General features: G+C 45.1%; 17 protein-coding genes. 11 read left to right on the top strand and 6 right to left on the bottom strand.

The annotated features are described in order from the left end of the window. Window positions 1-374: 374 nt before the first annotated feature. Window positions 375-2300 (top strand): alpha-amylase family glycosyl hydrolase, encoded by a 1926-nt coding sequence (locus QT974_RS01940; protein ID WP_333466845.1) that lies wholly within the window; start codon window positions 375-377, stop codon window positions 2298-2300. Window positions 2301-2509: 209 nt separating this feature from the next. Here QT974_RS01940 and QT974_RS01935 read toward each other — a convergent pair whose 3' ends face one another. Both QT974_RS01935 and QT974_RS01930 read right to left on the bottom strand, forming a co-directional pair. Continuing rightward, window positions 2510-3559 (bottom strand): glycosyltransferase family protein, encoded by a 1050-nt coding sequence (locus QT974_RS01935; RefSeq protein ID WP_333466844.1) that lies wholly within the window; start codon window positions 3557-3559, stop codon window positions 2510-2512. 61 nt (window positions 3560-3620) lie between these two features. Next, a complete protein-coding gene (locus tag QT974_RS01930; protein ID WP_333466843.1) occupies window positions 3621-3803 on the bottom strand; it encodes a hypothetical protein in 183 nt (60 codons plus the stop codon). A 43-nt stretch (window positions 3804-3846) separates the two neighbouring features. Here QT974_RS01930 and QT974_RS01925 point away from each other — a divergent pair, with 43 nt between their 5' ends. The 5 genes from QT974_RS01925 to QT974_RS01905 all read left to right on the top strand — a co-directional run bounded on the left by QT974_RS01925 (window position 3847) and on the right by QT974_RS01905 (window position 15040). Next, on the top strand, window positions 3847-4731 hold the full coding sequence (locus QT974_RS01925; protein WP_333466842.1) for a 3'(2'),5'-bisphosphate nucleotidase CysQ family protein: 885 nt from the start codon (window positions 3847-3849) through the stop codon (window positions 4729-4731). Window positions 4732-5261: 530 nt separating this feature from the next. Beyond that, on the top strand, window positions 5262-5942 hold the full coding sequence (locus QT974_RS01920; RefSeq protein ID WP_333466841.1) for a Crp/Fnr family transcriptional regulator: 681 nt from the start codon (window positions 5262-5264) through the stop codon (window positions 5940-5942). After that, window positions 5939-7837, top strand: a complete 1899-nt coding sequence (locus tag QT974_RS01915; RefSeq protein ID WP_333466840.1) for a M61 family metallopeptidase — start codon at window positions 5939-5941, stop codon at window positions 7835-7837. Before QT974_RS01920 ends, QT974_RS01915 begins: the two co-directional genes overlap by 4 nt. 307 nt (window positions 7838-8144) lie before the next feature. Next, the gene (locus tag QT974_RS01910; RefSeq protein WP_333466839.1) at window positions 8145-8618 is read left to right on the top strand and encodes a tellurite resistance TerB family protein; all 474 of its coding nucleotides are present in this window, start codon (window positions 8145-8147) and stop codon (window positions 8616-8618) included. Between the two features lie 470 nt (window positions 8619-9088). Further along, on the top strand, window positions 9089-15040 hold the full coding sequence (locus QT974_RS01905; protein WP_333466838.1) for an ATP-binding sensor histidine kinase: 5952 nt from the start codon (window positions 9089-9091) through the stop codon (window positions 15038-15040). A 163-nt stretch (window positions 15041-15203) separates the two neighbouring features. Here the strand turns inward: QT974_RS01905 and QT974_RS01900 are convergent, their stop codons facing one another. From QT974_RS01900 to QT974_RS01890, 3 genes are all read right to left on the bottom strand, one after another. Next, window positions 15204-15734 (bottom strand): peptidoglycan-binding domain-containing protein, encoded by a 531-nt coding sequence (locus tag QT974_RS01900; RefSeq protein ID WP_333466837.1) that lies wholly within the window; start codon window positions 15732-15734, stop codon window positions 15204-15206. A 228-nt stretch (window positions 15735-15962) separates the two neighbouring features. Then, window positions 15963-16493 carry a peptidoglycan-binding domain-containing protein gene (locus QT974_RS01895; protein WP_333466836.1) on the bottom strand — a complete coding sequence of 177 codons (531 nt, stop codon included), beginning with the start codon at window positions 16491-16493 and terminating at the stop codon, window positions 15963-15965. A gap of 190 nt (window positions 16494-16683) precedes the next feature. Beyond that, complete coding sequence (locus tag QT974_RS01890) at window positions 16684-18366, bottom strand: NAD(P)H-hydrate dehydratase (RefSeq protein ID WP_333466835.1); 1683 nt, start codon at window positions 18364-18366, stop codon at window positions 16684-16686. Between the two features lie 271 nt (window positions 18367-18637). Here QT974_RS01890 and mnmA point away from each other — a divergent pair, with 271 nt between their 5' ends. Next, window positions 18638-19729, top strand: coding sequence for a tRNA 2-thiouridine(34) synthase MnmA (gene mnmA, locus QT974_RS01885; protein ID WP_333466834.1), 1092 nt, complete (start codon window positions 18638-18640; stop codon window positions 19727-19729). A gap of 100 nt (window positions 19730-19829) precedes the next feature. On the opposite strand, the gene QT974_RS01880 is transcribed toward mnmA, so the two are convergent. Next, complete coding sequence (locus tag QT974_RS01880) at window positions 19830-20408, bottom strand: hypothetical protein (protein ID WP_333466833.1); 579 nt, start codon at window positions 20406-20408, stop codon at window positions 19830-19832. 687 nt (window positions 20409-21095) lie between these two features. Here QT974_RS01880 and QT974_RS01875 point away from each other — a divergent pair. The 4 genes from QT974_RS01875 (at window position 21096) to QT974_RS01860 (ending at window position 25732) form a co-directional block, all read left to right on the top strand. Further along, window positions 21096-23039 (top strand): SpoIIE family protein phosphatase, encoded by a 1944-nt coding sequence (locus QT974_RS01875; RefSeq protein WP_333466832.1) that lies wholly within the window; start codon window positions 21096-21098, stop codon window positions 23037-23039. A gap of 182 nt (window positions 23040-23221) precedes the next feature. After that, window positions 23222-23800 carry a DUF6272 family protein gene (locus QT974_RS01870; protein WP_333466831.1) on the top strand — a complete coding sequence of 193 codons (579 nt, stop codon included), beginning with the start codon at window positions 23222-23224 and terminating at the stop codon, window positions 23798-23800. 45 nt (window positions 23801-23845) lie between these two features. Beyond that, the gene (locus QT974_RS01865; RefSeq protein WP_333466830.1) at window positions 23846-24190 is read left to right on the top strand and encodes a slr1659 superfamily regulator; all 345 of its coding nucleotides are present in this window, start codon (window positions 23846-23848) and stop codon (window positions 24188-24190) included. Between the two features lie 69 nt (window positions 24191-24259). Next, window positions 24260-25732 (top strand): adenylate/guanylate cyclase domain-containing protein, encoded by a 1473-nt coding sequence (locus tag QT974_RS01860; RefSeq protein WP_333466829.1) that lies wholly within the window; start codon window positions 24260-24262, stop codon window positions 25730-25732. Window positions 25733-25790 lie beyond the last annotated feature (58 nt).

Below are 25790 nucleotides of genomic sequence, written 5' to 3'. Positions count from 1 at the left end.
GGAATGCAGCAAGGAATGCAGCAAGGAATGCAGCAAGGAATGCAGCAAGGAATGCGAGAAAAAGCTTTGGAAATTGCTAGGCAACTTCTGAATGTACTTGACAATCAAACCATTAGTCAAACTACTGGTTTGAGTGTTGAAGATATCCAAAATTTGCGGGAGGAATAGGAAGGAAGGACTTCAGTCCTCAAAGTTTGATGAGGACTGAAGTCCTGACTACGAACCTATAGAGGACTCTGCCATCTGTCTACAGGAAGATTTTATTCAACGAGTAAATTACGTATTATGCTGTAAAAGTCAGTCAGAAGGAAAAGCTATCTCCGACTCTAACTCCCGATAACTGACCAATCTTACAATACAAAAAAATAAATCTCATGACATCAGTCACTCCGAATCAAACTTCATCTCAATACGAAACTACCCAACCCGAACAAAAAATTGAGTCTCTGGTACAAGAAGTTAAGCCAGAAAGCGAACTCGATTTAGAATTTCTCTACACCAGAGACATTGAATTCCGACAAGAAACAATTTATTTCATTGTAGTCGATCGCTTCCACGATGGCGATCGCACAAATAACGAAGGCCCAAACCCAGAACTTTACGATCCTGAAGGCAAAAATTGGGGCAAATATTGGGGCGGCGACTTGCAGGGAGTTATCGACAAACTCGATTACTTAAAAGATATGGGTGTTACCGCTGTATGGCTGACTCCGCTTTTCGAGCAAGTAGAGGCTTTATTTGTCGAACAAGCTGCGATTCACGGCTATTGGACAAAGGATTTTAAGCGACTAAATCCGCGGTTTATTGCCAAAGGTGACAATCCTTCTGTCAACCAAACACAAGAAACTAAAGATACTGTATTTGACAAATTAGTTGACGAGTTGCACCAGCGAAAAATGAAACTGGTGCTCGATATTGTCTGCAATCACAGCAATCCTGATTTTAGCGGTAAAAAAGGGGAACTTTACGATGATGGCGTCAAAATAGCTGACTTTAATGACGATAAAAATAACTGGTACCACCACTACGGAGAAGTGACTAATTGGGAAGATGAATGGCAAGTTCAAAACTGCGAACTTTCGGGTTTAGCGACTTTCAATGAAAATAATACTGAATACCGGCGTTACATTAAAGCAGCTATTAAACAGTGGCTGGACAGAGGGGTTGATGCTTTGCGCGTTGATACTGTTAAGCATATGCCGATCTGGTTTTGGCAGGAATTTAATGCTGACATTTTAACGCACAGACCTGATGTTTTCATTTTTGGAGAATGGATTTATAGCGACCCGAGAAATGACCTTTCTGTGGAGTTTGCTAATGAGTCGGGGATGACTATTTTAGATTTTGGTCTGTGCGTGGCTATTCGAGAAGCTTTGGGAAATGGTGCGGAAGCGGGATTTGGGTTAATTCAGGATGTTCTGGATTTGGATCGCCGCTACTACGGGGCGACGGAGTTGATTACTTTTATTGACAACCACGATATGCCGCGGTTTCAGTCGTTGAATGCCGATCGACAAATGCTCAGGTTGGCGATATGTTTAATGATGACGACTCGCGGCATTCCCTCCATTTATTACGGCACTGAACAGTATCTGCACGATGATACTGAAGGGGGAAATGACCCTTACAACCGCCCGATGATGGAAAAGTGGGATACTGATTCGCCGATTTATCGAGATGTGCGGTTGCTGTCTGGATTGCGGCGGCTAAATCCTGCTATTTCGATGGGGAGTCAGTGGCAAAAATATCTGACGGCTGATGTTTATTGTTACGTGCGCCGCTATCGGGATTCTGTAGTGTTTGTGGCAATGAATCGCGGCAATGCTGTTACAGTTGAAGCGGTTGATACTGAGCTACCTGATGGAGAGCATCGGGAGGTTTTATCGCGCCGCAAGTTTCAAGTTAAAGATGGGATACTTTACAATTTAGAGCTGGGTGCGCGGGAAGTAATGATTTTTAGCCGCGTGGGAGAGCGAGTTAAGGGTAAAACTATTGTTCGGGCGCAGCTTAACAGTGTGAAAAGTCAGCCTGGGGAAAGAATTGTGGTGGTTGGAGATTGTCCTGAGTTGGGGAATTGGGATATTAGTAAGGCTTACCCGCTGGAGTATATCAATACTAATACTTGGTTTGGGGAAATTCCTTTTAATGAAAGTGCGGGAAAGTTGATTTCTTATAAGTATGCGCTGCTGCGGGAAGGAATGTCGCCGCTGCGAGAAAATTTGGTTTGTCGCCGCTGGGTTTTGGCTGCGGAAGGGACTGTGAAATGGCGGGATAAGTGGGTTAGCGGACGGGAGTCTTGAGTGGGGAACAGGCCTGAGGGCCTGTTTTCTGAGAAAATTTGTGTTTGGTGGCACGGCGTCGAAGCCTATGTTAATCGGTAGGCTTTGTGGGCTGTTTCACCTATTTTGAGGAACAGGCGTCGAAGCCTGTTCCACCGGAAAATTTGTGTTTGGTGGAAGGGGCTTCTAGCCCGTGATTTAGGGTGCGCCACAAGCACCCTAGGGTTTGATTAAAGCGATCGCAATTTTTCGACTAAAGTATCGACATAAAGTTCGCTGTTGTGCTGGTTAACGATCGTATCGTAGCCTCGCTGCGCCAGAGATTCAGCTTCTTGAGGGTTTTTTAGCAAATCGACGATCGCCTCGCGCAAAGCTGCTGCATCTCCGACATTGACCGCTTTAGTAATATCCGACCCTAAATAATCTACCATGCCTTGAGTGCGAGTAATAGTGACCGGCCGCTTGCAGGCTGCTGCTTCCAACAAACCCTGCACTCCAGCAGCATATTTATTCTCTGTCAAGCAAACTGCAACTACGTCTGCATCGCGGTAAAGCTGTACTAAATCGGGCCATTCGTAGAATTTGCGAGACATATTTTCGGGCATAGTATCGGGGAAAGCTTGCGATAAAGCTTTGGCATCTTTAGAAAAGCCGCTAATTTTTACGTCAACATCTAAGTCAGCAGTTGCTGCGGCTAAAAGTCGGTAGTCGCGTTTTTCTAGTCCGACGCTAACCACTGTTTGTCGCTTTTTGTCGGCCGAAACGGGGCCTGGTGTGAAAAACTGGGTGTCTGTCTGTTCTAGCTGCACTAAAATGCGAGATTCGGGTAGACCTAAATAGTTGCGCACGAAGTTTGTTTGAGTGCTGGCGCAGGCCATAAATATGTCAATTTTGTCGGCCAAACCGAATAGTTTCAGGGCGACGCGGCCGCGCAGCCGATCGATATTGTGGCAATATACAACAATTTTCGGGCGCTGCGATCGGGCGCCGCACACCGCCGCCACTGGAATGCCAATGTCCTCGCCGGTACAAAATATCACGTCGTCGCTGCTGACTTGCTCGGACAACTTGCGCGCTAAGGCCCAATGTTGGGGTTGCGAAGAAATTTTCGATCGCACCTTGTCGCTCAAGGATATGCCTTCGCCGTCGGGGGAGTGGACTGTGGCATTTAAGCGGTCTCTCATGGCCTTGAGGACGTGGCGGGGGCATTTGCCGAGTTGGGCATCGCGGTCAATGCCATCGAGGTCTATTTTCCGACCTAATGCTAAATGATATTTCAAAATATTCTCCTTACCGTGCTGGGGCTTACCAAACGATCGAACCTGAGAAAGATTCTATCCTCTACAGTTGAAAGTGCTGGTGCGGGCGATGCTCGATTTTGGCATTCAAGATTTTCGATTTGATGTTACGGATGAATATATTCAATTGAGCCAATGCTTGTCTGGGGCTGGTATCGCAACCGCCCACCCGGCGTTTGGGAACCGGGTGCGTCAGGATAGCTGCGCGCCGATCTTTTAGAGTCAAAAACAGTGACTTGGGTCGATCGATTCAAATGACTTAAACTTTTATGCTGAAGTTAGCTGAAGCATCTATGTTAAACCTGATGTATATTTCTCCTGAGCAAGATCAAAAAATTCGCTACATCATTCGCGAGTGCGGTCAAGCAGCCTACAGGCTTGCAGCGGAACCTTTTGAAGTTTCCGAGAAAGGCCCGGACGACTACGTGACGAGTATCGATCGCTACTTAGACCGACAACTATCAGCAGCATTTAGCGCTTTGTTTCCTGAAGACGGCACGATCACCGAGGAAAACAGCGCCTCTAGGGCAGCTTACCTGGGAAATTACCAGCGTCTGTGGTGCATCGATCCCCTCGACGGGACGGAGGGATTTATTCAGGGAAAACAGCACTACGCTGTGATGGTAGGGCTGCTGGTTTCGGGCGAACCGGTGGCGGGCTGGATCTACGCCCCGGCTTTTGACCAAATGTATTTTGGCGGCAAAGATTGGGGATTGTTCCAAACTGTGGGAACCTCTTCGCCACAGCCGATCGCCCTGTGTCAACCCCCGGCTCCGACACCGTTGAATTGTAAAATTATTCTCGGCGACAGAGACCAGAAAAAGTATGCTGGGGCGATCGCCCAAAGTATCCCGGGAGCCGAATTTTACTCGCTGGGAAGCTTTGGCTTAAAAGTTATGGAAATTATACAAGGTCGAGCCGGTTTGTACCTGTATTTTAACGGCAGGGTTAAAGTGTGGGATACTGCCGGCCCTCTGGCTCTAGCAAAGGCAGCCGGATTGGTTTGTTGCGACTTGCAAGGTCAACCGCTGAGGTGGACTAAAGATGCGATCGAGCCGGAGTCTCTGGCCCACACGCAGTCGATCGCGATCGGCTGGCCCCACTACATAGAAGCTCTGTTGGGCAAAGTTCAACAGGCAGTGGGACGCTTGTAAACCCGTTTAAGATTGCAGAATCTGCTAATAATTTTAGGTGAAGCGCGCCCCTGTAGCCTGATGAGAGAATTGGTTTAAAACCCCGTCGTTCTAGGACAGCTTTGCATTAAAATTGAAATGTTTACAGGCTCAAGACACGTTGAAACAGCTACGGTGAGAGCGCACCTAGACAGCTAGAGGGGCAATGCTTGACTCCAACCCTGAAGGCATACAAGGATTTGACTTGTGAGGAAAACCAAAAGTAAAAGTCAACCTAGGGCATTGGGAGACTTAAAACGAAGGTGGAGACTGAGTGAGACTTGCTTGCAAGCATTAGTCTGTCAAGCGTTAAGGAATCCTCTCTCATTCAAGAAGAGGAGGTATGTCAAAGGAGCTATGAGAAGTAAGTTTCCACTGTGTCTGAGATGTCCGTCTGGTTCGCTTTGTGTCAATCTTATGTAGCAGCAACAGATTGTTTGTTTTCTCAAACAGCGATCGTTCCCTAGCTGTTGGCTGTCGCCTAATCATATTTCCCACCTCAGCGAGTTTCCATGAAGACAGAAGCTTTCAGTGAGCTGTTCCCTCTATTTAAGGGTGCTAACCCAGAAACCTTGGGAGGGCTGCTATCCAATGCGGTTAAGCATGAGTATCCCCCAGGCCGAGCTGTGGTGATGGAGGATTCTTGGGGTAACGCGATTTATTTTGTGGTGTCCGGCTGGGTCAAAGTCCGGCGCCTGTCAAACGATCGAGCTGTATCAATGGCTATTTTAGGAAGGGGTGCGTTCTTCGGCGAAATGGCGATTCTTGACGAATCTCCGCGATCGAATGACGTACTTGCTCTATCGCCCGTCCGCCTGATCAGCGTCACGGCTCAGCGATTTATCCAAACCCTGTTTAAAGACCCGCAATTGCATCACCGGATGCTGCAATTGATGGTGCGGCGGCTGCGCCAAACTAATCTGCGATCTCAACTGCAAAACCGGCAGCCAGCGGTTAAACTAGCAAATACTTTAGTTGAGCTGGGAGAAAACTACGGTCAGAAAACTGCTGAGGGCAGAGATATCTTCAATATCCCCTATGAAGACTTGGCTGATGTGACAGGTATCAACCTAGATGAAACCAGCAAAATTATGGAAAAACTCGATAGTAAAGGCTGGATAAAAATCGATCCAGACCACCAAACTATCCATTTGATCAACCTCAAGCACTTGATGAATTTGGCAAGTCAATGACTGATGTTACTTCTGTGGATACCTCGCCAACTGCCGACAACGTGAAGGCACAACTAACAGCACCGACAATTCACTATTCGGTAGCGATGCCCCATCCTGAATCCCACCTGTTTGAAGTAACTTTGCGCGTGCAAGGTTGGTCGGAGCCGGTGCTGGATTTAAAAATGCCTGTCTGGACTCCCGGTTCTTACTTGGTTCGAGAGTACGCCCGCCACCTGCAAGATTTTAGCTCGCGATCGGGAAGGCGTGCTTTAGCTTGGCGCAAGCAAAGCAAAAATCACTGGCAAATCGAGACAAATTCAGTGTCAGATGTCACGGTTTGCTACCGGATTTTTGCCAACGAACTAACAGTGCGAACCAATCATTTAGACTCGACTCACGGTTATTTCAACCCAGCGGCTCTGTGCTTTTTTGTACCAGGTTTTGAGCAGAACTCCTACACCGTCACAGTTGTGCCGCCGCAGCCCCAGTGGCGCACAGTGACTACCTTGCCGCCTGTTTCCGGACAGGATCTGACTTTCGAGGCTGCGGATTTTGACACGCTGGTCGATAGTCCTTTTGAGATTGGCTGTCACGATGCCTATGATTTTGAAGTGATGGGAAAACCCCACCAGCTAGTAGTTTGGGGGAAAGGCAATTTAGAACCCGATCGGGCGATTCGAGATATCCAAAAAGTGATCGAAGTCGAAGCGGAAATGTTCGGCGGTTTGCCCTACGACCGCTACGTGTTTTTGCTGCATTTATCCGGCTCTGGTTTTGGCGGTTTGGAGCACAAAGATAGCTGCACTCTGAACTATTCGCGTTTTGGTTTTCGGACTAAGGACAAGTACGAACGCTTTATTCAATTGGTGGCTCACGAGTTTTTTCACCTGTGGAATGTCAAGCGCATTAGACCGAAAGCTCTCGAAGTATTTGACTACGAAAACGAAAACTACACGACTTCTCTGTGGTTCTCCGAAGGCACGACCAGTTATTACGATTTGGTGATTCCGTTTCGAGCAGGTCTCTACAACGTTAAAGGTTATTTCCAAAATTTAGCTAAAGAAATTACTCGCTTGCAGGCGACTCCGGGGCGGAACGTGCAGCCGGCGAGCGAGTCGAGTTGGGATGCTTGGATTAAACTTTATCGCAGGGATGCTAATAGCGATAATTCGCAGATTTCCTATTATTTGAAAGGGGAAGTTGTTTCGTTTTTGCTGGATTTGTTGATTCGAGCCAAACACGGTAACGCCCGATCGCTCGATGATGTGATGCGTTTGATGTGGCAGCAGTTTGGCGGCTGTGCTGCTGAAAATGACGATTTTGCTCTGAAGTCTGGAACAGAAGCCCAGGCGGCGCATAGGACATCAAACGGCAAGTTAAACGATCGCTCGCCGACGGCAGAAATAGGCTTTACTCCCGAACAGTTGCAAGGTGCGATCGAGTCTGTAGCCGAAATGGACTTGAGCGACTTTTTTGCGCGCTATGTAGACGGCACAGAAGAGTTGCCTTACGACAAATATCTGCAACCTTTCGGGCTGCAAATTTTGGTAGATGAAAGTGACACCTCGCCTCGCATCGGTTGGATGTTGGGGGCGGAAAACGGGCGGCAAATGGTTAAATTTGTCGAAGCTGGATCTGCGGCACAATTGGCGGGAATTGACGCAGGGGATGAGTTGCTGGCGATCGACAGTTTTCGGGTAAATGCCGAACAAGTGGCCGAGAGGCTCAAAGATTATCGGCCAGGGGACACGTTAGAAGTGACAGTGTTTCACCAAGACGAACTGCGGACTTGTTCTGTGACTCTCGCCGGGCCGCGCCCGGGCCGTTACTCGATCGTACCAGTCGATCGACCAACTGCTATTCAGAAACAAAACTTTACTGGATGGCTGGGTGTTCCGCTATCGAATTTGTGACATAAATAAAGGGGAAGAGAAAGCGGAAAAGAAAAAGGAATCACGCTCAATTCCCAATTTTCTCTTCCCATTAGTGTCAACAATCGCTTATAACCCAGAGAAATCTCGCTTGTAGCGCAGTCTCGATCCCCCTCGCATCCCCCTTCTTAAGGGGGACTTTGAAAATGCTTTTTCAAAGTCCCCCCCTGGTTGTAGGGAGGTGCAGCGGGCGATCGAAGCTTAATCGTCAAACGGCAGAGTTGTACTGCATAAGATATTCAGTTGACACTAATGACTAATTCCCAATTACCAATTACCAATTTTAATTATGCAAACCCCACCACCTCCATCAATTACCCCCCGTCAGATGAACCTACTGAGAATTGTGGCATCTATGGCTTGGGCTGACGGCGAACTGGCGATAGAAGAAGTTAATTTAATGCTCGCTCGCTTTTGCAGTTTGTTTGCACCCAAGGCAGACGGACAACAAATGCAACAAGAACTCCGCGATTACATCATGCAAAATATTCCGCTAGATGAGTTGATTCACCAACTAGAAACTCAAGAGGAAAAAGAATTAGTTTTGCAGCTCGGCTATGAAGTGATTTCATCGAGTTCTCGCACTCCCGAGGAACCAAAAATTAACTCGGATGAAGCAGCAGCTTATCGTAAATTAGTGCAATTGCTGAACCTTCCAGAGGATACTGTCAAGCGTATTGAAGCTGAATCATCGGCGGGAGATACATCGGAGGGAATTATCGAGAAAATGGCTCAGAAATTAGAAAAGTTCATCAAAGGCTAGTTTGGGACTGGCGCGCGAGTGGCTATTCAACCCGCTCCCGTGGCGTGAGTGTTTGTATAGCCGCGGTTTCAACCGCCGGGTATTCAACAATCAGTCCTAGGGTGCGTCGAGAGAGAAAAATCCCCTGTATTCGATCGACAATCTCCGAGCGACGCACCTGATACCATTTATAAAAAAGCTTGCTTAAGACAAAAATGTTTCCCGAGAGTGAACGTCCGGGTTGTTTATGGGGTCATTGAAAATAACAGGTGCGTCGCTCTTTCTTGAAGATGGTCGATGTATCCGCACCCTACGGCTGAAGTCCGACGAACGCTCAAATCTATTTTAAATCGAGCCAGGTTAGCTTTTAAGATATAGTAGTAGTTTGGCAACTATTATTTTGTTTTGTGCGTAATTTCTCTGTATCCGCTTCTCTTCTGCATGGTGCACTATAGAGTTAGAAAGCAATTTACTGACTGGAATCAAAATTTATGTTGCCAGCTTTAAGGATTTCTGGGTATGACTTGCAAGAACTCATTCACCAAGGAGCTAACACAGCTATTTATCGCGCTGTAAGCATCACAAACCGACAGCCTGCGATTCTCAAAGTTTTAAATACAGAATATCCTACCTTAGAACAGATAACTCGCTTAAAACACGAATATCTGATCGCCGTATATCTAGATTGCGAGTATACAGTCAAAGTCGATCGCCTAGAAACGCACCCAAATTGCCTAGTATTAGTCTTAGAAGATTTTGGCGGGATCTCGCTCAAACAGTGGATGGCAAAAGTCGGGAATGCTTGCCGGATTTCTGCAAGGCCTGATACAAAATTACTTGCAGGCGGGCAAAGTGCTGCGATTGGGACAACAGTTGTCAATGAAGCAACCGCGCGCTACCAATTGCCGATCGCCGAATTCTTAAACATCGCCATCCAATTAGCAAAAGCTTTAGTATTCCTGCATCAAAATCAAATTATTCATAAAGATATAAAACCCGCTAATATTATCATAAATTCGGAAACAAATCAAGTAAAACTCGCTGATTTTAGCATCGCGTCGCGGTTAAACAAAGAAACGCCCAACTTAAAAAATCCCGATCGCCTAGAAGGAACTCTCGCCTATATGTCGCCGGAACAAACCGGGCGGATGAATCGGGGCGTAGACTACCGCAGCGACTTCTACTCCCTAGGTGTCAGCTTTTACGAACTGCTGACAGGAAAATTGCCGTTTGGCAGCAGCGATCCGCTGGAATTAGTGCACTGTCACATTGCCAAAAAACCGATTTCTATTCAACAACTAAATCCGCAAATTCCCCAAGCATTGGCAGAAATTGTGGAAAAAATGATGGCAAAAAATGCCGAGAATAGGTATCAAAGCGCAGCCGGATTGTTAGCAGATTTAGAACGCTGCCAAAATCAAAATTTGATTGAAGGTAAAATTTCTAATTTTATACCCGGACAACTGGATGGAATGAGTCAGTTGTTAATTCCCCAAAAACTTTACGGGCGAGAAGCACAAATAGAACAATTATTGCAAGCCTTCGATCGCGTTAGCAAAGGTAGCGGTGAAATTGTGTCAGTAGGTGGCTATTCGGGGATTGGCAAATCAGCATTAGTACACGAAATTCTCCGCAATTTAACCAGACAGCGCGGCTACTTGGTTTCGGGCAAATTTGACCAATTCAAGCGCAATGTTCCCTACACTTGTTTCAATCAAGCTATGCGGAGTTTGGTGCAGCAGATTTTGAGTGAAAGCCAAGCTCAGATTGACTTGTGGCGAGAAAAACTGCTTGGTGTTTTGCATAAAAATGCTAAAGTTGCGATCGAAGCCATCCCCGAATTAGAGTTAATTTTAGGCGCACAACCAGACGTACCCGAACTCGGCGCGATCGAATCTCAAAACCGCTTCAACCGAGTGATGCAGCAGTTCGTCCAAGCAATTGTGAGTGCGGAACATCCCTTAGTAATGTTTCTCGATGACTGTCAGTGGATGGATGCTGCAACAGTCAAGATGTACGAACAAAATTGCCTCGGAAAAATGCCTTACTTGCTGATAATTGTTGCTTATAGAGATAACGAAATCAGCCCGACGCATCCGTTTATGCTGGCAAATGAGGCAATTCGGGCAGGCGGAATTCCCATGACAGCTATAATTTTAGAACCCCTAGCAATTGACTGCGCCACTCAACTAATTACTGAAACTTTGAGATGTGCTGCTGAAACAGCGACACCGCTGGCGAACTTGCTGTTGCAAAAAACTGACGGTAATCCATTCTTTTTCAAACAAATGCTGAGGTATTTGCATCAAAAAGGCTGGTTGAGATTTAACCAGCAGGTGGCCCAGTGGCAATGGGATCTTAAACATATTGAATGTCAGGATATTACCGAAAATGTTGTTGACTTAATGGTGAACAAAATTCAAAATTTGTCAATGTCAACTCAGCGAATTTTACAAATAGCAGCTTGTATAAACAATCAATTTAATTTAGATATGCTGTCGGTAGCCAGCGGACAATCTTGGAACCAAACAGCACAAGATTTGTGGGAAGCGCTGCAAGTGAGGTTGATTTTGCCTGTAGGGGATGCTTATCGGATACCTCAAGTATTTGAGCCGGAAGAGTTGGAAAAGTTGGGGAAAACGGCGGCTGGAGATGTGTGCTACAAATTTATGCACGATCGCGTTCAGCAAGCTGCTTATGCCATGATTCCCGATCCAGAGAAAGAACGGGTGCATTTGACGATCGGGCGTTTATTATTGCACGAAAGCAGCGAAGCCCAACGCCAAGAACGAATTTTTGATATTGTCAATCATTTGAATTTTGCTCGCGGGTTGATTTGCGAGTCGAGTCAACGGTATGAATTAGCCGAGTTAAACTTGCAGGCCGGCAAAACTGCGAAAGCTGCTTCAGGGTTTGAAACTGCGCTGACTTTTTTTCAGTTGGGCTGCAATAGTTTGCCGACCCAAAGCTGGGAAGACTATTATGTGTTAACTTTGGCGCTGCATCTTGAATTGGGTGAAGCTGAATATTTGAATGGCAAAAATGATAAGGCTTTGGCAATTCTAGATGGGATTTTGCCGCAAAATAGGACATTGTTAGAACGGTGTCGGGTTAATGAGTTGAAGATGACTTGTCTGCGGATGAAAAATGATTTACCTGCTGCTTATCAGTTGGGTATCGAAACTTTGCAATTTTTGGGAATTGAGTTTGAGGCGTACCCGGATGATGGGTATTTGCTGAGGGAGTTGGCGAAGACGAAAGAGATGATTGGGGAATCCATCGCCCATTTAGCAAATTTACCGACACTCACCGATCCGCTGCAACTCGCCGCCCACCGGATTTTGAAAGAACTTTACCCCATTGCTTACTTTACCAGTCCTAACGCCCCATTTCTCTGCGCGATGAAGCTGGTGCAGGCGACAATTGAACACGGTAATTGCAGAATATCCGCCTTTGGCTACATTGTGTATTCCTTTACTTTAATTGTTAAATATGGTGAAATTGACACGGGTTGCACAGTAGGAGAACTGGGTCTCAATCTTTATGAATGCTGGGATGCTAAAGAGTTAGGCGCTTGTATTTTCGTTACGTGGGGGGCTTTAACTTTGCACCACATTAAATATATTGATGAGTCGAAGCTTTTTCTGATCAAATCTTTTAACTGCGGTTTAGAGACAGGTGCTTATCAGTGGTCGGGATATGCTGCGGCTAATTATTTGGTCATCTGCTTTTTTGGCAATGAATCGCTGCAAAAATCTGCCGCAATTATTGATGAATTTATCCCTGTTTTGGAAAAAATAGACCGCAATATGCTAGCGCATTGTTTGCTAAACAAACAGACAATATTCCAGCTTACTTGTCCTGCGGATACTGCTGAAGATCCGCCAAGTTTCATCGATGAACAGTCATTTTTAGAATTTGCTGAAGCCTCGGCAGACATGGGGGGGTCTTTTATAGTTTATCTCTACAGACTAACCGTGGCGAATTGGTTTGGGGAGGTCGATCGAGCACTAGAATATGCTAATATTGGTGGTGAATTTTTGGCATTTGCTAATGGTGGTTTTCTGAATCCGGTTTTTCGCTTCCACCGCGCGATCGCCCTGGCTGCTGCTTGTACAAATGCCAGTGAGGGCGATCGCCAAATCTACCTAGAACAGCTCAATATTGACCTGGAGAAGCTCCGAGAATTTGCGAAAAACTGCCCTGAGAATTACGAGCAAAAATATTTAGCTATCCGGGCGGAAGTGGCGCGGTTGTCGGGACAAAACTATGAGGCGTCAGAATGCTACGATAGTGCGATCGCCCAGGCGATAAAAAACCGCTTCATTCAAGATGCTGCATTCGTTAACGAATTAGCAGCGAGATTTTATTTATCACAAAATCGGCTGATTTTTGTCAAAAATTATCTCAACGATGCCAGAGTTTGCTATCTTCAGTGGGGCGCCACAGCAAAAGTCCGCCAACTCGAACAATACTACAGTAATTTATTTCCCGAAGCTGTAGACTCGCGAATTGGTGTAACTTTAACGGCGAGTACATCTAGTCATGCTAATATCTTGGATGTAGCAACGGTAATCAAAGCATCTGGGGCAATTTATAGTGAAATTGTCTTAGAAAAGTTGTTAAAAAAACTGCTGTATATTATCTTAGAAAATTCTGGCGCCCAAAAAGGCTGTATTATTTTAGAACGAGAGGGGAAGTTGTTTGTAGAAGTGTCGGATACTAACGAGAACGACTCCCCAACATTTCAGGATTCAATACTGGTTGAAAAAAGTTCAGATGTTCCTATTTCTATCGTCAAGTACGTTGCGAAAACTCAGCAATCCTTGGTGTTGAGCGACGCAAGTCAAGAAACAATTTACCAAGCCGATACTTATATTAAAAATCGCCAACCAAAATCGGTTTTATGCGCGCCGATTTTGTATCAAAGTAAGTTGATTGGTATTGTATATTTAGAGAATAATCTGGCGAGTGGAGCATTTACGCGCGATCGGCTGGAACTGTTGCAACTGTTGACGACACAAGCGGCGATCGCCATTGAAAACGCCCGCCTCTACGCCCGCGAACAACACAAATCCCGTCAGTTGGCTGAATCTCTCGAAAGTTTGCAACAGTTTCAGGTCGAAGTCGTCCAAAAAGAACAGCAATACCGCACCATATTTGAGACGGTAGCAGACGGACTTTCGCTGATAGAATTGAATAGCGGTAAAGTCATCGCAACTAATCCCTCACTATGTCAAATTTTTGGCTATTCTCAAGAAGAGTTTCTGCATTTAAGCCCGCCGGATTATATTCTCCCAGAGTATCTGCACTTATTTGCCGAATTCCAACAAACTGTCAGCAGACGCCAAGAATTCAACTGTCAAGCTGTCATACAGAGAAAAGACGGTATGCTGTGCGATCTTGAGATAAAAGCGAACTTTTTTGAGTACGATGGCCAACCCCACGCCCTGGTAATTAATCGCGATATTAGCGATCGCAAGCGCGCCGAAACAGCCCTGCAAGCATCGGAAGCTCAACTAAGACAAAAAGCTGAAGATTTAGAAGCAATACTCGCTCAACTGCAACACACTCAGGCACAATTAGTTCAAACTGAAAAAATCTCGCAACTCGGACAACTGGTGGCTGGAGTCGCCCACGAAGTCAACAATCCAGTCAGCTTTATTTCTGGTAATCTGCATCATGCTACAGACTATATCAGCGATTTGATAAGTTTAGTTCAGGTTTATCAAGACAACTTTCCCGAGCCGGGACAACAAGTTTTAGATGAAATAGAAGCGATAGAATTAGAATATTTAATAGAAGATTTGCCGAAGATGATTGAATCGATGAAATTGGGAACCGATCGCATCCGCGACATCATGCAATCTTTGCGAAATTACTCGCGTACAGACGGAACCGAGAAAAAATCAGCAAATATTCACGAAGGAATCGATACCACATTAATGATTTTGTCGCATAGGTTAAAAGCTTCGGCAAATCGCCCGACGATTAAAATCATCAAAAATTACGGAGAATTACCTAACATTGAATGCTATCCGGGACAACTAAATCAGGTATTTATGAATTTGATCGCTAATGCGATCGATGCTGTGGAAGAATCTAATTTTGGTAAAACATACAAACAGATTGAGAGCAACCCCAATCAGATTACAATTTCTACTTCTGTTACCAGCAGCAGCGGAAAACAGATTAATCGTCTAGTGAAGATTCGGATAGCTGACAATGGAATTGGGATGTCAAAACATATCAAAGAAAAATTATTTACGCCATTTTTTACAACTAAAGTAGAAGGTAAAGGAACCGGATTGGGATTGCCAATTTGCCACGATATAATTACTAAAAAACACAGGGGAAGCTTAGAATGCTTTTCCTCGCCGGGAAGGGGCACCGAATTTGCGATCGCCCTTCCCGCGCGCAGCAGTTCCATCAACAATAATTAGCAAGTTAGGCACAGCCAAAAGCGTTCGATAGTTGGCAATGCAAGTCCTCTGATTTTTATGATGACTTGCATGGCGAACTATCGAAGCTCTAGATGTAAGGCTCGCGGTGTACCTTACATATAGAGCTTTGCGGAAATAATGTGAAAGTTAATTCAACCGATTATTAGTGCGGTAACTTGCTGAACTCGTACCAAGTTTTAGCACCGACAATTCCATCTTGCGGTAAATTTTTGCTGAGTTGAAATTGGCGAACTGATACATCTGTCATCGTCCCAAAAAATCCATCAATCATACCAAAATAGTATCCATTGATTTTCAAGATATTTTGAACAATTTTCACAGCATTACCAGAACTGCCATTCATCAAAATAGGCATATTCACAGGTGCGCCCGAGTATAGTGCTTGCCAAGTTAGGGAAGCAACAATCCCATCTTCAGTTAAAAATACGCGGTGTTGGTAGCCTTTGACTGCTTTTTGAACTAGGACGCCAAAGATACCGTCAAAAAGGCCAGAATAATATCCCCAGTGATACAAAAGCTGTTGTAGTTCCCTGACAGCTTGACCTGTGGAACCGATTTGTAAAGTGGGTTTGTTTAGTGCATTGGTCGCAGTAACTGCAACAGTTGATTGAGCAGCAGTATCGGCTGCGAGAGCCAAGGTTTCATTGTTCGTGGTTCTTTCTTCGGTGTGCATAATCTGGTTTCTCTGAATATTTAAGTTGGGCGGTGTTTGATATTTCAGGTATAACTGGCAGAATTTATGGCTGCACAGTCACTTTTTTGAGTGTCACTCATTTGAGCTAGCAAAGCTGTTAACTGTGAATGGGTTAGGTGCGCGGTGTACACCATACATGGTGTAAATTGCGAGGCGCGCACCTAACATTTATAGTTACAGCATAATTCTGAAGAATTCCAGCAGTTATTAGTGCGGTAACTTGCTGAGGGCGTGCCAAGTTCTATAGCCGACAATTCCATCTTGCACTAAACCCTTGCTGAGTTGGAACTGGCGGACTGCTACATCTGTCATTGTCCCAAAATATCCGTCAATAAAACCGAAATAGTATCCGTTCAATTTCAAGACATTTTGAACAATTTTCACTGCATTACCAGAACTGCCATTCATCAGGGTCGGCATATTCACAGGTGCACCAGAGTATAGTGCTTGCCAAGTGATAGAACCTACAATCCCATCTTCAGTTAAGAAGACGCGGTGTTGGTACCTTTTGACGGCGTTTTGAACTTGGATGCCGAAGATACCGTCAATCGGGCCGAAATAATATCCCCAATGAGCTAGGAGAGTTTCTAGTTCCTTGACAGCTTGACCTGTGGAACCGATTTGTAAAGTGGGTTTGTTTAGTCCAGTCGTCAGACCAACTGCAAGATTTGATTGAGCAGTAGTATCGGCGGCGAGAGCCATAGTTTCATTGTTGATGCTTCTTTCTTCGGTGAACATAATCTGATTCCTTTCAAGATTTAAGTTTTGGTGTTTGATATTTCAGGTATAACTGTTAGGTTTTATGATTGCACAGTCACTTTTTTGAGTGTCACTCGTTTGAGTGTCACTCGTTTGAGTGTCACTCGTTTGAGTTAGTCAAAGAAAGAAACTGGGTTTTTTATCGAATCTTATGGGAGAGGTCTATTGTTTACTCGGAAAAATCTCGCAATGTAGGAATTAAATACTGTGTCAAAGTAAAGGCATCTACACCTAATTCTGTCCGTTCTTTGGCTGCCGCGATTCCGGATGAGGCGTGCCACCAGGCTGCTGTTGCTGCAATTGATTCGGGGGGGGATTTGCGGGCGATCCTCTTCGTTGATGAGCCTCCCGTAGGGGCAGGCTTCGCTAACGCACTTGCCAACAGTCCCCCTAACAAGCCTGTGAGAACGTCGCCGCTGCCACCTCTGGCGAGGGCTGGGGTGCTTTCGGGATTGAGATAGGTGAGGGTACGTGAAGCGTAGGTATCCTGCCAACTGATGCAAACTCTCGCTCCTTTGAGCAATACCGTTGCGCCGCAAAGCTGCGCCGCTGCTTGAGTGGCGGCAATTCGATCCTCGCCAATTCGATCGGCTAATTCGGGAAACAAACGCTTGAATTCGCCCGGATGAGGCGTGATAATTGTCAATGCTGAGCGTTCCGACAAAATCGGGACTGTGCCGAGTTGAGCGAGAATATTTAAACCGTCGGCATCTAGAACTAAAGGTCGATCGCACTCCAGTACAGATTCTACAGCTATTGCTGCTTCCAATGTCAGACCAGGCCCTACCGCGATCGCATCATAGGAACCCAAATCAATTGCTACCGGCAACTGGCTAATTGCACCGCTGGGGGTTTCAGGACATCCGATAACTAGAGCCTCTGGCAAATGACTGCTCAACATTGGTTTAATCGACTCAGGAACAGCAATTGACAGCATTCCCACGCCGCTTGCTCTTGCTCCCAATGCTGACAAAATTGCCGCTCCGCTGTAGCGACGGGAACCTGCAATAATTAGTATGTTACCGTTGGTATATTTGTGCGAAATTGGCGATCGGGGTAATGGCAAATGCTGAATTGCCGCTGCTTTGGTAATGCGTTGTATTGCTGGCAAATTGCCCAATACCGCTGCAATATCTGCGGCGGGAATATCAAAATCAATCAACTCAGATTTGCCGATATATTCTAAGGCTTTGTCTTGCAGAAATGCCATTTTCCACAAACCCAAACATAATGTATGTTTTGCCCGAATAGCCGTTCCCAAAACTGCTCCGGTATCAGTATGAATTCCCGAGGGAATATCTATACTAAAAATCGGGATGTTTAAATTATTAATTTCGTCAATCGCCGCGGCTGTGGCGTTAGTGATTTCTCGTTCCAAGCCAAAGCCAAATAAACCATCGATCAGCAAATCGCACTTGTTCAGGGATTCAACTTTGTCAACAAATGGAATATTTAAAGAACGCGCATAATCAGCGTGACTTTTTGTGAGTTCTTTTAGTTGAGAAAACGGGCAGTAAATAACTACTGAGAATCCTTGAAAGTGTAATTCGCGGGCCACAACCAAAGCATCGCCCCCGTTGTGTCCGGGCCCAACCAACACTCCGATTGCTGGCAATTTAAAATTAACAAACTTTGCCTCTTCACCCGTTTTCCTTCTATACTTGAAATCGATTACATCCGTTTCAAAATCCGTTGCCGAACTTCCCTCTGACTTCAACAGCGCCTGAATCCGTCTAGCAATCATTCCGGCGACTTTTTCCATTAAAGCTGCTACGGGCATTCCAGCAGCAAAAATTCTCGTTTCTATTTGCCGCATTTGGTCGGCGGTGACAACAAATTTTTCAATAGTCATAGGTAGAAGAAGTAGTCAGTAGTCAGCAGTCAGCAGGAAGAAGCAAGAAGCAAGAAGGTGCTTCGGCTTCCCTCTGCATAAAAAAAAGAGATACATAGCAAGCCTGTGAGCGATCGGGATTTGAGACTTAATTAGGTGAATTTACTTATTAGTGCTAAAATTTCAGCTAACAGCAGCAGTAGCAAGTTGTAGTATTTTTGTGGTATAATCAATCAGCTCGATCGAACTTGCGTAACAGTAAAACAGTAAAATAGCAATTTATTTCCGAACCATGAACAAGATTGTCGTAGGCCTCTCAGGCGGGGTCGATAGTTCCGCAGCAGCCGCAATTTTACACCATCAGGGCTATGAAGTGGTGGGTTTAACGCTGTGGTTGATGAAAGGCAAAGGTCAGTGCTGCTCTGAGGGAATGGTCGATGCCGCTAAAATTTGCGAAAATTTGGGCGTTCCCCACCACATTGTTGACAGCCGCGAGGTCTTTCAGGCAAGTATTGTAGATTTTTTGGTGGACGGTTACAGTGCTGGAGTGACGCCTCTGCCTTGTTCGGAGTGCAATAAAACTGTGAAGTTCGGGCCGATGCTCGAGTATGCTCGCCAGGAGCTGGGTATTGAAAAGATTGCTACTGGACACTACGCTCGCATTACTTATGATAATGGTACGGGTCGCTATCAGTTGCTGCGGGCGATCGACCCAGCCAAAGATCAGTCTTATTTCTTGTACGATTTAACACAGGATTTGCTGGCGGGTACGGAGTTTCCGTTGGGGGAAATTACCAAGACTCAAACTCGCAGAATTGCTGCTGAGTTTGGCTTGAGCACTGCTGACAAGCCGGAAAGTCAGGATTTGTGCTTGGTGGAAAGTAACGGTTCGATGCGGGCTTTTCTGGACAAGTACATTGCGCCGCAAAAGGGTGACATTGTGGACAAGGCCGGTCGGGTGCTGGGACAGCATGACGGCGTACACCACTACACCATCGGCCAGCGGAAGGGCCTGGGGATTGCTGCACCAGAACCGCTTTATGTGATTGAACTTGATGCTGCTGGCAATCGGGTGATTGTGGGCGATCGCCAGTTGGCAGTAGAATCTGAGTGTAATGTCCAGAAAGTAAATTGGGTTTCTGTCGCTCAACCGACGGCTCCGATTCGGGCTTTTGTACAGATTCGTTATCGATCGCAACCCGTCCCCGCTACAATTATTCCTGTGGAACCATCCGAAGCAGACGAAAAGGGCAGCGGTACCAGAGTCAAGGTAATTTTTGACGAACCGCAGTTGAGCATTACTCCCGGACAAGCAGCAGTTTGGTATGACTCAGAGGTACTGTTGGGCGGCGGCATCATCGAAAGAAAAAAACTCCACAATTAAGGTAAGGGGCAGGCTAAAAGTCCGCCCCACCAGAAATCCCAATAAAGATTTACTCTGTTTGAAACAGGCTTTCTGGCCTGCTTGTGACTATCAAATTCGGCTAACTAGCTTTCTTTTCCAAGCGCAACACATTTCCCCTAGTGTTAGTACGGTAAACCCAAGTTTGACTGCCGTCAGAAAGCACCACCCGCCAACCTTCGACAAACATTTGGGCGCAAATTTCCTCCGCTTGCGCCAGTCCCAAACAACTATTGGGCCAACTTTGGCGGCTCGATTCAGTGACTTTCAACTTGCTAGCAGCAATCCCACTGTGGCGGGACAACTCTTGGCGAACCGCTGCGGCTACGGTTGCGGGCAATTGGTTGGGGGGATTTTGGCGCGTATCCGCTGCCAAAAAATTGCCCGATTCTGAAGCCTGAGTGTTGATAGCCAATCGGGAGTTGATGGTTTTTTGCAGGGCCTGGGGGGGCAATTGCGGCGCGGTTTGCTGCTGTGGACTTTCCCACTGGGCGAGGGAATGTTTGAGAGCACCAGCGTTAGCCGCTGCGGTGTGGATTAGCGCCGGATACATTTCCCAGATGAGAATTCCTGCGATTGCCACAGCCAAGATTAAAGGATTTGGCTGCTTTTGATGTTTGTTTTGATTGTTTTGAGAGTTATTTTCGGAGATTGGTTTCATCTTACGCCCTCTACCTCACTTTACACTCTGGCGCGATCGTTCTCGATCGCTCAAATGCAGATGATATTTATTTATACACTGCTGAGTCGTGCTGTTTGTTCCTTTGTGCATAAGGGACTTTACTGAGTCGTGCGGCACAGGTATTTGATAATCGCTGCCGCCACCTGTGTTTCCGGAACTTGCACTAGCCAGCTCTTACTTAATTTTTTCTGTTAGTTTCTAAGTATACAAAAAAAAATCGGCTTAAGTAAATATTCTTAAAAAAATCTGATTCTGGTCTAAAAGATCAGTACAAATGACTATTCATACTGCAAAAACTAATCAAGCTGTTTTAGACTGTAAAATGCGACCTGAGCGGGTGAGGTATGAGGGATGCCACACAATCTGTTACCGCAGGACAGGAATGCTTTTAAAATTAAGCAAGCGCTCGCTGACTAATTTTAGCATTCTGATTTTCCAAAGGGATCGTCAGTCGATTCTTACATTGAAAATTTGAGATTTATTTCCAACGCAGTGCATCTGAGAGTTATAACTTGGGTCTAAGATTTTGAATTCTGCGCCACAACCCTGCGGGGGCTTCTATATTTTTCTGAGCTGATTCAGATTTTTGTAGCGATAGCTACTTTTTGAGTACAATTTTATTTAAATGTATCATTTATGAACAAAAAATCCCTCGGAATCCATTTAATGAATAGACTGACCTATCCTCAAAAGTTTATCTTGATCGGTTTTCTATTTGCCATGCCGTTAACTTTGGTCATGTACCTGTTGATTTCCGAAATAAACAGCAAAATTGATTTTACCCAAAAAGAAATCTACGGCAATCAATACCTCCGCCCGCTGCGCCAGTTGAGGGAATACATACCACAACTTCAACTATTAAATCATCAGGGTTTAATTATCAATTCAAGCAATGCAGAGTCCCGGAAAAATTTAGAATCTAATATCGACGCTAAGTTTAAATTATTAGAAAATACCGAGCGCCAGTTAGGAATAACTTTAATGTCTACCAAAAGCTTTAATAATATTTATCAAACCTGGAAAAATTTTAAACTGCGCCGCCAGCAGTGGAGTTTAGAAACCTACGATGTTGTCTATTATAGATTAGCTGTAGATATTAATAGATTGAGCGCTCATGTCGGCGATACTTCCAATCTAATATTAGACCCTGATTTAGATACCTATTATTTGATGGATGCTACTTTGCTGAAGATTCCAGAAATGCAAAAAATCTTGTCAGAAATTAGGCTGGTTTCTGGTAGAAGTAGTTTGCGTTCCGATGCCACACCTGATGAAAGAGCCAAATTGATTACTTTAGCGGACAAATTGAGAGAACTAAATCAGGATTTAGCAATCAATATGGACGTAGGATTTAGCAATAATCCTTACGGCAATTTGCGACCGAAATTAAGCCAGCATTTAACCCAATTCAACGCCCGAGTAGAGCAACTAACCGGGCAACTAGATAAACTGATTTATCCCACAGCCGTAGTAGAATATTATGCCTATCTCGATGGCAGCGAGCGAGTTCTGAATTCGAGTTTTGAACTGTGGGACGAAAGTGTCAATGAGTTAGACTTTCTCCTGCAAAAACGGATTGATATTTTTGTTGACAAAAAGCGCTTAGTTGCTGTTTTTGTGTTGATAATATGTGCAATAGTGATTTATTTGTTTGTGTCTTTTTACAGGGCTGTCATGCAAACTGTACTTGTGCTGGATGAAGCCTCGAAAAAAATGGCGGGCGGTAATCTAGAGCATAAAATTATTTTGGATAACAGAGACGAACTCGGGCAAGTTGTAGGTGCGTTTAACAATATTGCCGAGGCCTTGGTTGGTGCAAACCAAGAAATTACTGTTCTCAACGATCGCCTAAAAGCCGAAAATGTGCGGATGAGTGCCGAATTAGATGTCACTCGCAAGATTCAGCAGATGCTCCTACCAAAAGATCGAGAGCTCAAGGAAGTTGTGGGCTTAGATATTGCGGGATTTATGGAGGCGGCTGAGGAAGTAGGCGGTGACTATTACGACGTACTCCAGCACGAAGGTAGAGTAAAAATTGGGATTGGCGATGTGACGGGACACGGATTGGAAAGCGGGGTTTTAATGATTATGGTTCAAACGGCTGTCCGAACTTTGCTCGCTTACAATGAACCCGATTCAGTGAGATTTTTAACTGCTATTAACAGTGCAATTTATGATAACGTGCAGCGGATGAAATGCGATAAAAACGCCAGCCTTGCTTTGCTAGATTATCAGGAGGGTATTCTGAAGTTGAGCGGCCAGCACGAAGAAATGATTGTGGTGCGCTCTAACGGTTCTGTCGAGCGGTTTGATACGATCGATTTGGGTTTCCCGATCGGGCTGGATGCAGATATTGCTGAATTTGTTGCTGAAACTGTTGTGCAGTTGCATTCGGGAGATGTGGTAGTGTTGTACACTGACGGGATTACGGAAGCTGAAAATATGGAGCAAATGCTTTATGGTTTAGATAGGTTAATGGAGGTAATACAGATTAATTGGCAGGGAAATGCGGCAGAAATTAGGCACGCTGTAATTGAGGATGTGCGATCGCACATTGGCGAACAAAAAGTTTTTGATGACATCACATTGCTGGTACTCAAACAAAAATAGGGAATGGGGAATGGGGAATTGGGCGAAGCGAAGCGAAACGGAGGGATGGGGCTTTTATAACATTGGGCATTGGTAGCAACTCGCCAATCACCAATCACCAATCACCAATAACAACAGTCAACCGTCAACCGTCAAGCAACAAATAACAAATAACAACTAACAAATAACAAATAACAACTAATATGATTCAGACTTTCGGTGATTTTATTGAGCAGTCACCTAGCCAAGAATACTTGATAATTGGATTTTCCCCGAGTTCGATCCCCCTCAAGCAGCGGTGGCGGAACAACGGTTTATCCGCCGATTTTCTGGCTGACTACTTGACGACTTTTTTCCCTGGAAACGAAGACGACCCCTCAACAATTGACAGACAAGCAGAAATTAAAAGTGCTGTTAGCTACATTGCTAACGAGTTATTAGAGAATGCGATGAAGTTTAATGATGAAACCTCGGAGCACCCGATCGACATTAAACTGCAATTACTGAGCGATGGAGTAATTTTTTCAGTTGCTAATAGCATTTCTAGGTCATCTGTAGGCAAGTTTCAGGCTTACATTCAGCAGTTGCTGACCTGCGATCCTAGCGAGCTATACATTCAACAGTTAGAAAAAAATGCTGCTGACGAAAGTTGTACCGCTTCTGGATTGGGCTTGCTGACCATGCTCAACGATTATACAACCAAACTAGGCTGGAGGTTCAAAACCGTGCAAAAAGACCCGGAAATTATTTCAGTGACAACTATGGTGCAATTGAGAGTATAGGCCGGGCGGGCGATCGATAATATGTAAGGGACTTTTTTTGCGGAAATGGAAATTCAAACACAAGACTACCGGATCTGTTACGATCCAGCAACGGCAACAGTAAGTTTTGCTGGCTCTCTAAGACTGAGCGGGCCTGCGGAGTACGCGCCGATAGTGCAGTTGCTGGGCGAGGTAGCCGACCTAAAACAGGCGAAAATTACCCTCAACTTGCAGGAGTTAGAATTTTTGAACAGTTCTGGGATCAATATGCTGTCCAAGTTTATTATTGAGGTGCGCAAACAAGCCAGGGTGCAAATGGCTGTACAAGGCTCTCAACGCATAGCTTGGCAAAGTAAATCTTTGAAGAATTTTCAGCGCCTGATGCCTAGTTTGCAGTTGGAATTACTATAGACAATGATTAATTTTAGGGCGCAGGCTGTTGAGCAATTTTATGTTAGTTGAGGCGCAAATTCTAGGGTTATGCTGGAAGAACAACCATCTAGAGAACAGCTACTTTTAGAGATAGAAAGATTGCGCCAACAAGTGGAAGACTTGAAGGAGGAAAAAGCGGATCTGGAAATCTTACTGGAAACTACTGCTGAACATTCCGATACGGTGGAAAGTGAGCTGCGCTATCGAGCATTGCAGGCGGTGCGCGAAGGCGAAATCAAGCTGGCTCAATTTCTGGAAGCAATTCCCGTAGGCGTTGCCGTGCTTGATTCTCAAGGCAAACCTTACTACATCAATCACGCTGGAGAGCAGTTGCTCGGTCAGGGGGTTTTGACGTTAAATAAAGTTGAGGATTTGTCAGAAACACATCAAATTTATGTCGCGGGAACTAATAATATCTACCCTTTTGATAATTTGCCGATCGTTCGAGCTTTGAGGGGCGAAAATGCGACTGCTGACGATCTGGAAATTCATCAAAAGGGCAAAAAAATTCCCGTTGAGACTTGGGGAATGCCCATTTTTGAAGGCGGTAAAGTTGCTTTTGCGATCGCAGTTTTTCAAGATATTACGGAACGCAAACAAGCTGAAACCGAGCGCCAGAAACTGATTAAGGAACTTTTCGATTTGAATAAAGATTTGGGAAAGTCTCTGGATGCCGAATCTGACTTAACAGATGCCTACGGGCGATTTGTGCCACATCAATTTTTGTATCTGCTGGGATATGAAAGTATTATAGATGTCAATTTGGGCGACCAGGTACAGAAGGAAATGTCGGTGCTGTTTGCGGATATCCGCGATTTCACAACGCTTTCAGAAACTATGACGCCCCAAGAAAATTTTAATTTTATCAATGCTTACCTGTCGCGAATGGAGCCGGCTATTACTAGAAATCGCGGGTTTATTGACAAATACATTGGCGATGCAATTATGGCTTTGTTTAGCGATTGTGCAGATGATGCAGTCAAAGCTGGTATTGAAATGTTAAATATCCTAACTGATTACAACCAACACCGTGTAACTGTTGGCTACGTCCCGATTCAAATTGGCATTGGCATCAATTCTGGTTCTTTGATGTTGGGGACAGTGGGCGGCGACAGTCGCATGGACAGCACCGTGATTAGCGATGCTGTTAACTTGGCTTCTCGGATTGAAGGATTGACTAAAGATTACGGCGTACCTTTGTTAATTTCTCAGCAGACTTTGGAACGCTTGCGCAATCCCGATAATTATGCTATTCGGATTGTGGATAAAGTACAGGTAAAAGGAAAGTCTCAATATGTAATAGTCTATGAGGTATTTGATGCCGATCCTCCGTCCGTTTTGGCGGCAAAGCGAGGAAATTTGGCTCTATACACTGAAGCTATGTCACTGTGCGATCGCAAACAGTTTCGAGAAGCGGGAAAATTGTTTGAAGAGTGTTTGCGCACTAATCCGAACGATCCCGTAGCTCGTATTTATCTAAAACGCTGTCGGGATTGGCGATCGCTCCTCAAGGGAATTTAGTTTGTTGACAGTTGACAGTTGACAGTTGACAGTTGACAGTTGACAGTTGACAGTTGAC

The sequence above is a fragment of the Microcoleus sp. BM001215392 genome (assembly GCF_036700185.1).
GTDB lineage: Bacteria > Cyanobacteriota > Cyanobacteriia > Cyanobacteriales > Microcoleaceae > Microcoleus.
This window is presented reverse-complemented; position numbering and strand designations above follow the sequence as displayed.

What these genes read in the sequence shown, in the direction of transcription:
- mnmA (WP_333466834.1), top strand. Translation starts at nt 18,638, where the DNA reads ATGAACAAGATTGTCGTAGGCCTCTCAGGCGGGGTCGATAGTTCCGCA.
- QT974_RS01905 (WP_333466838.1), top strand. Translation starts at nt 9,089, where the DNA reads ATGTTGCCAGCTTTAAGGATTTCTGGGTATGACTTGCAAGAACTCATT.
- QT974_RS01915 (WP_333466840.1), top strand. Translation starts at nt 5,939, where the DNA reads ATGACTGATGTTACTTCTGTGGATACCTCGCCAACTGCCGACAACGTG.
- QT974_RS01895 (WP_333466836.1), bottom strand. Translation starts at nt 16,493, where the DNA reads ATGTTCACCGAAGAAAGAAGCATCAACAATGAAACTATGGCTCTCGCC.
- QT974_RS01880 (WP_333466833.1), bottom strand. Translation starts at nt 20,408, where the DNA reads ATGAAACCAATCTCCGAAAATAACTCTCAAAACAATCAAAACAAACAT.
- QT974_RS01890 (WP_333466835.1), bottom strand. Translation starts at nt 18,366, where the DNA reads ATGACTATTGAAAAATTTGTTGTCACCGCCGACCAAATGCGGCAAATA.
- QT974_RS01900 (WP_333466837.1), bottom strand. Translation starts at nt 15,734, where the DNA reads ATGCACACCGAAGAAAGAACCACGAACAATGAAACCTTGGCTCTCGCA.
- QT974_RS01865 (WP_333466830.1), top strand. Translation starts at nt 23,846, where the DNA reads ATGGAAATTCAAACACAAGACTACCGGATCTGTTACGATCCAGCAACG.
- QT974_RS01870 (WP_333466831.1), top strand. Translation starts at nt 23,222, where the DNA reads ATGATTCAGACTTTCGGTGATTTTATTGAGCAGTCACCTAGCCAAGAA.
- QT974_RS01925 (WP_333466842.1), top strand. Translation starts at nt 3,847, where the DNA reads ATGCTGAAGTTAGCTGAAGCATCTATGTTAAACCTGATGTATATTTCT.
- QT974_RS01910 (WP_333466839.1), top strand. Translation starts at nt 8,145, where the DNA reads ATGCAAACCCCACCACCTCCATCAATTACCCCCCGTCAGATGAACCTA.
- QT974_RS01875 (WP_333466832.1), top strand. Translation starts at nt 21,096, where the DNA reads ATGAATAGACTGACCTATCCTCAAAAGTTTATCTTGATCGGTTTTCTA.
- QT974_RS01860 (WP_333466829.1), top strand. Translation starts at nt 24,260, where the DNA reads ATGCTGGAAGAACAACCATCTAGAGAACAGCTACTTTTAGAGATAGAA.
- QT974_RS01940 (WP_333466845.1), top strand. Translation starts at nt 375, where the DNA reads ATGACATCAGTCACTCCGAATCAAACTTCATCTCAATACGAAACTACC.
- QT974_RS01920 (WP_333466841.1), top strand. Translation starts at nt 5,262, where the DNA reads ATGAAGACAGAAGCTTTCAGTGAGCTGTTCCCTCTATTTAAGGGTGCT.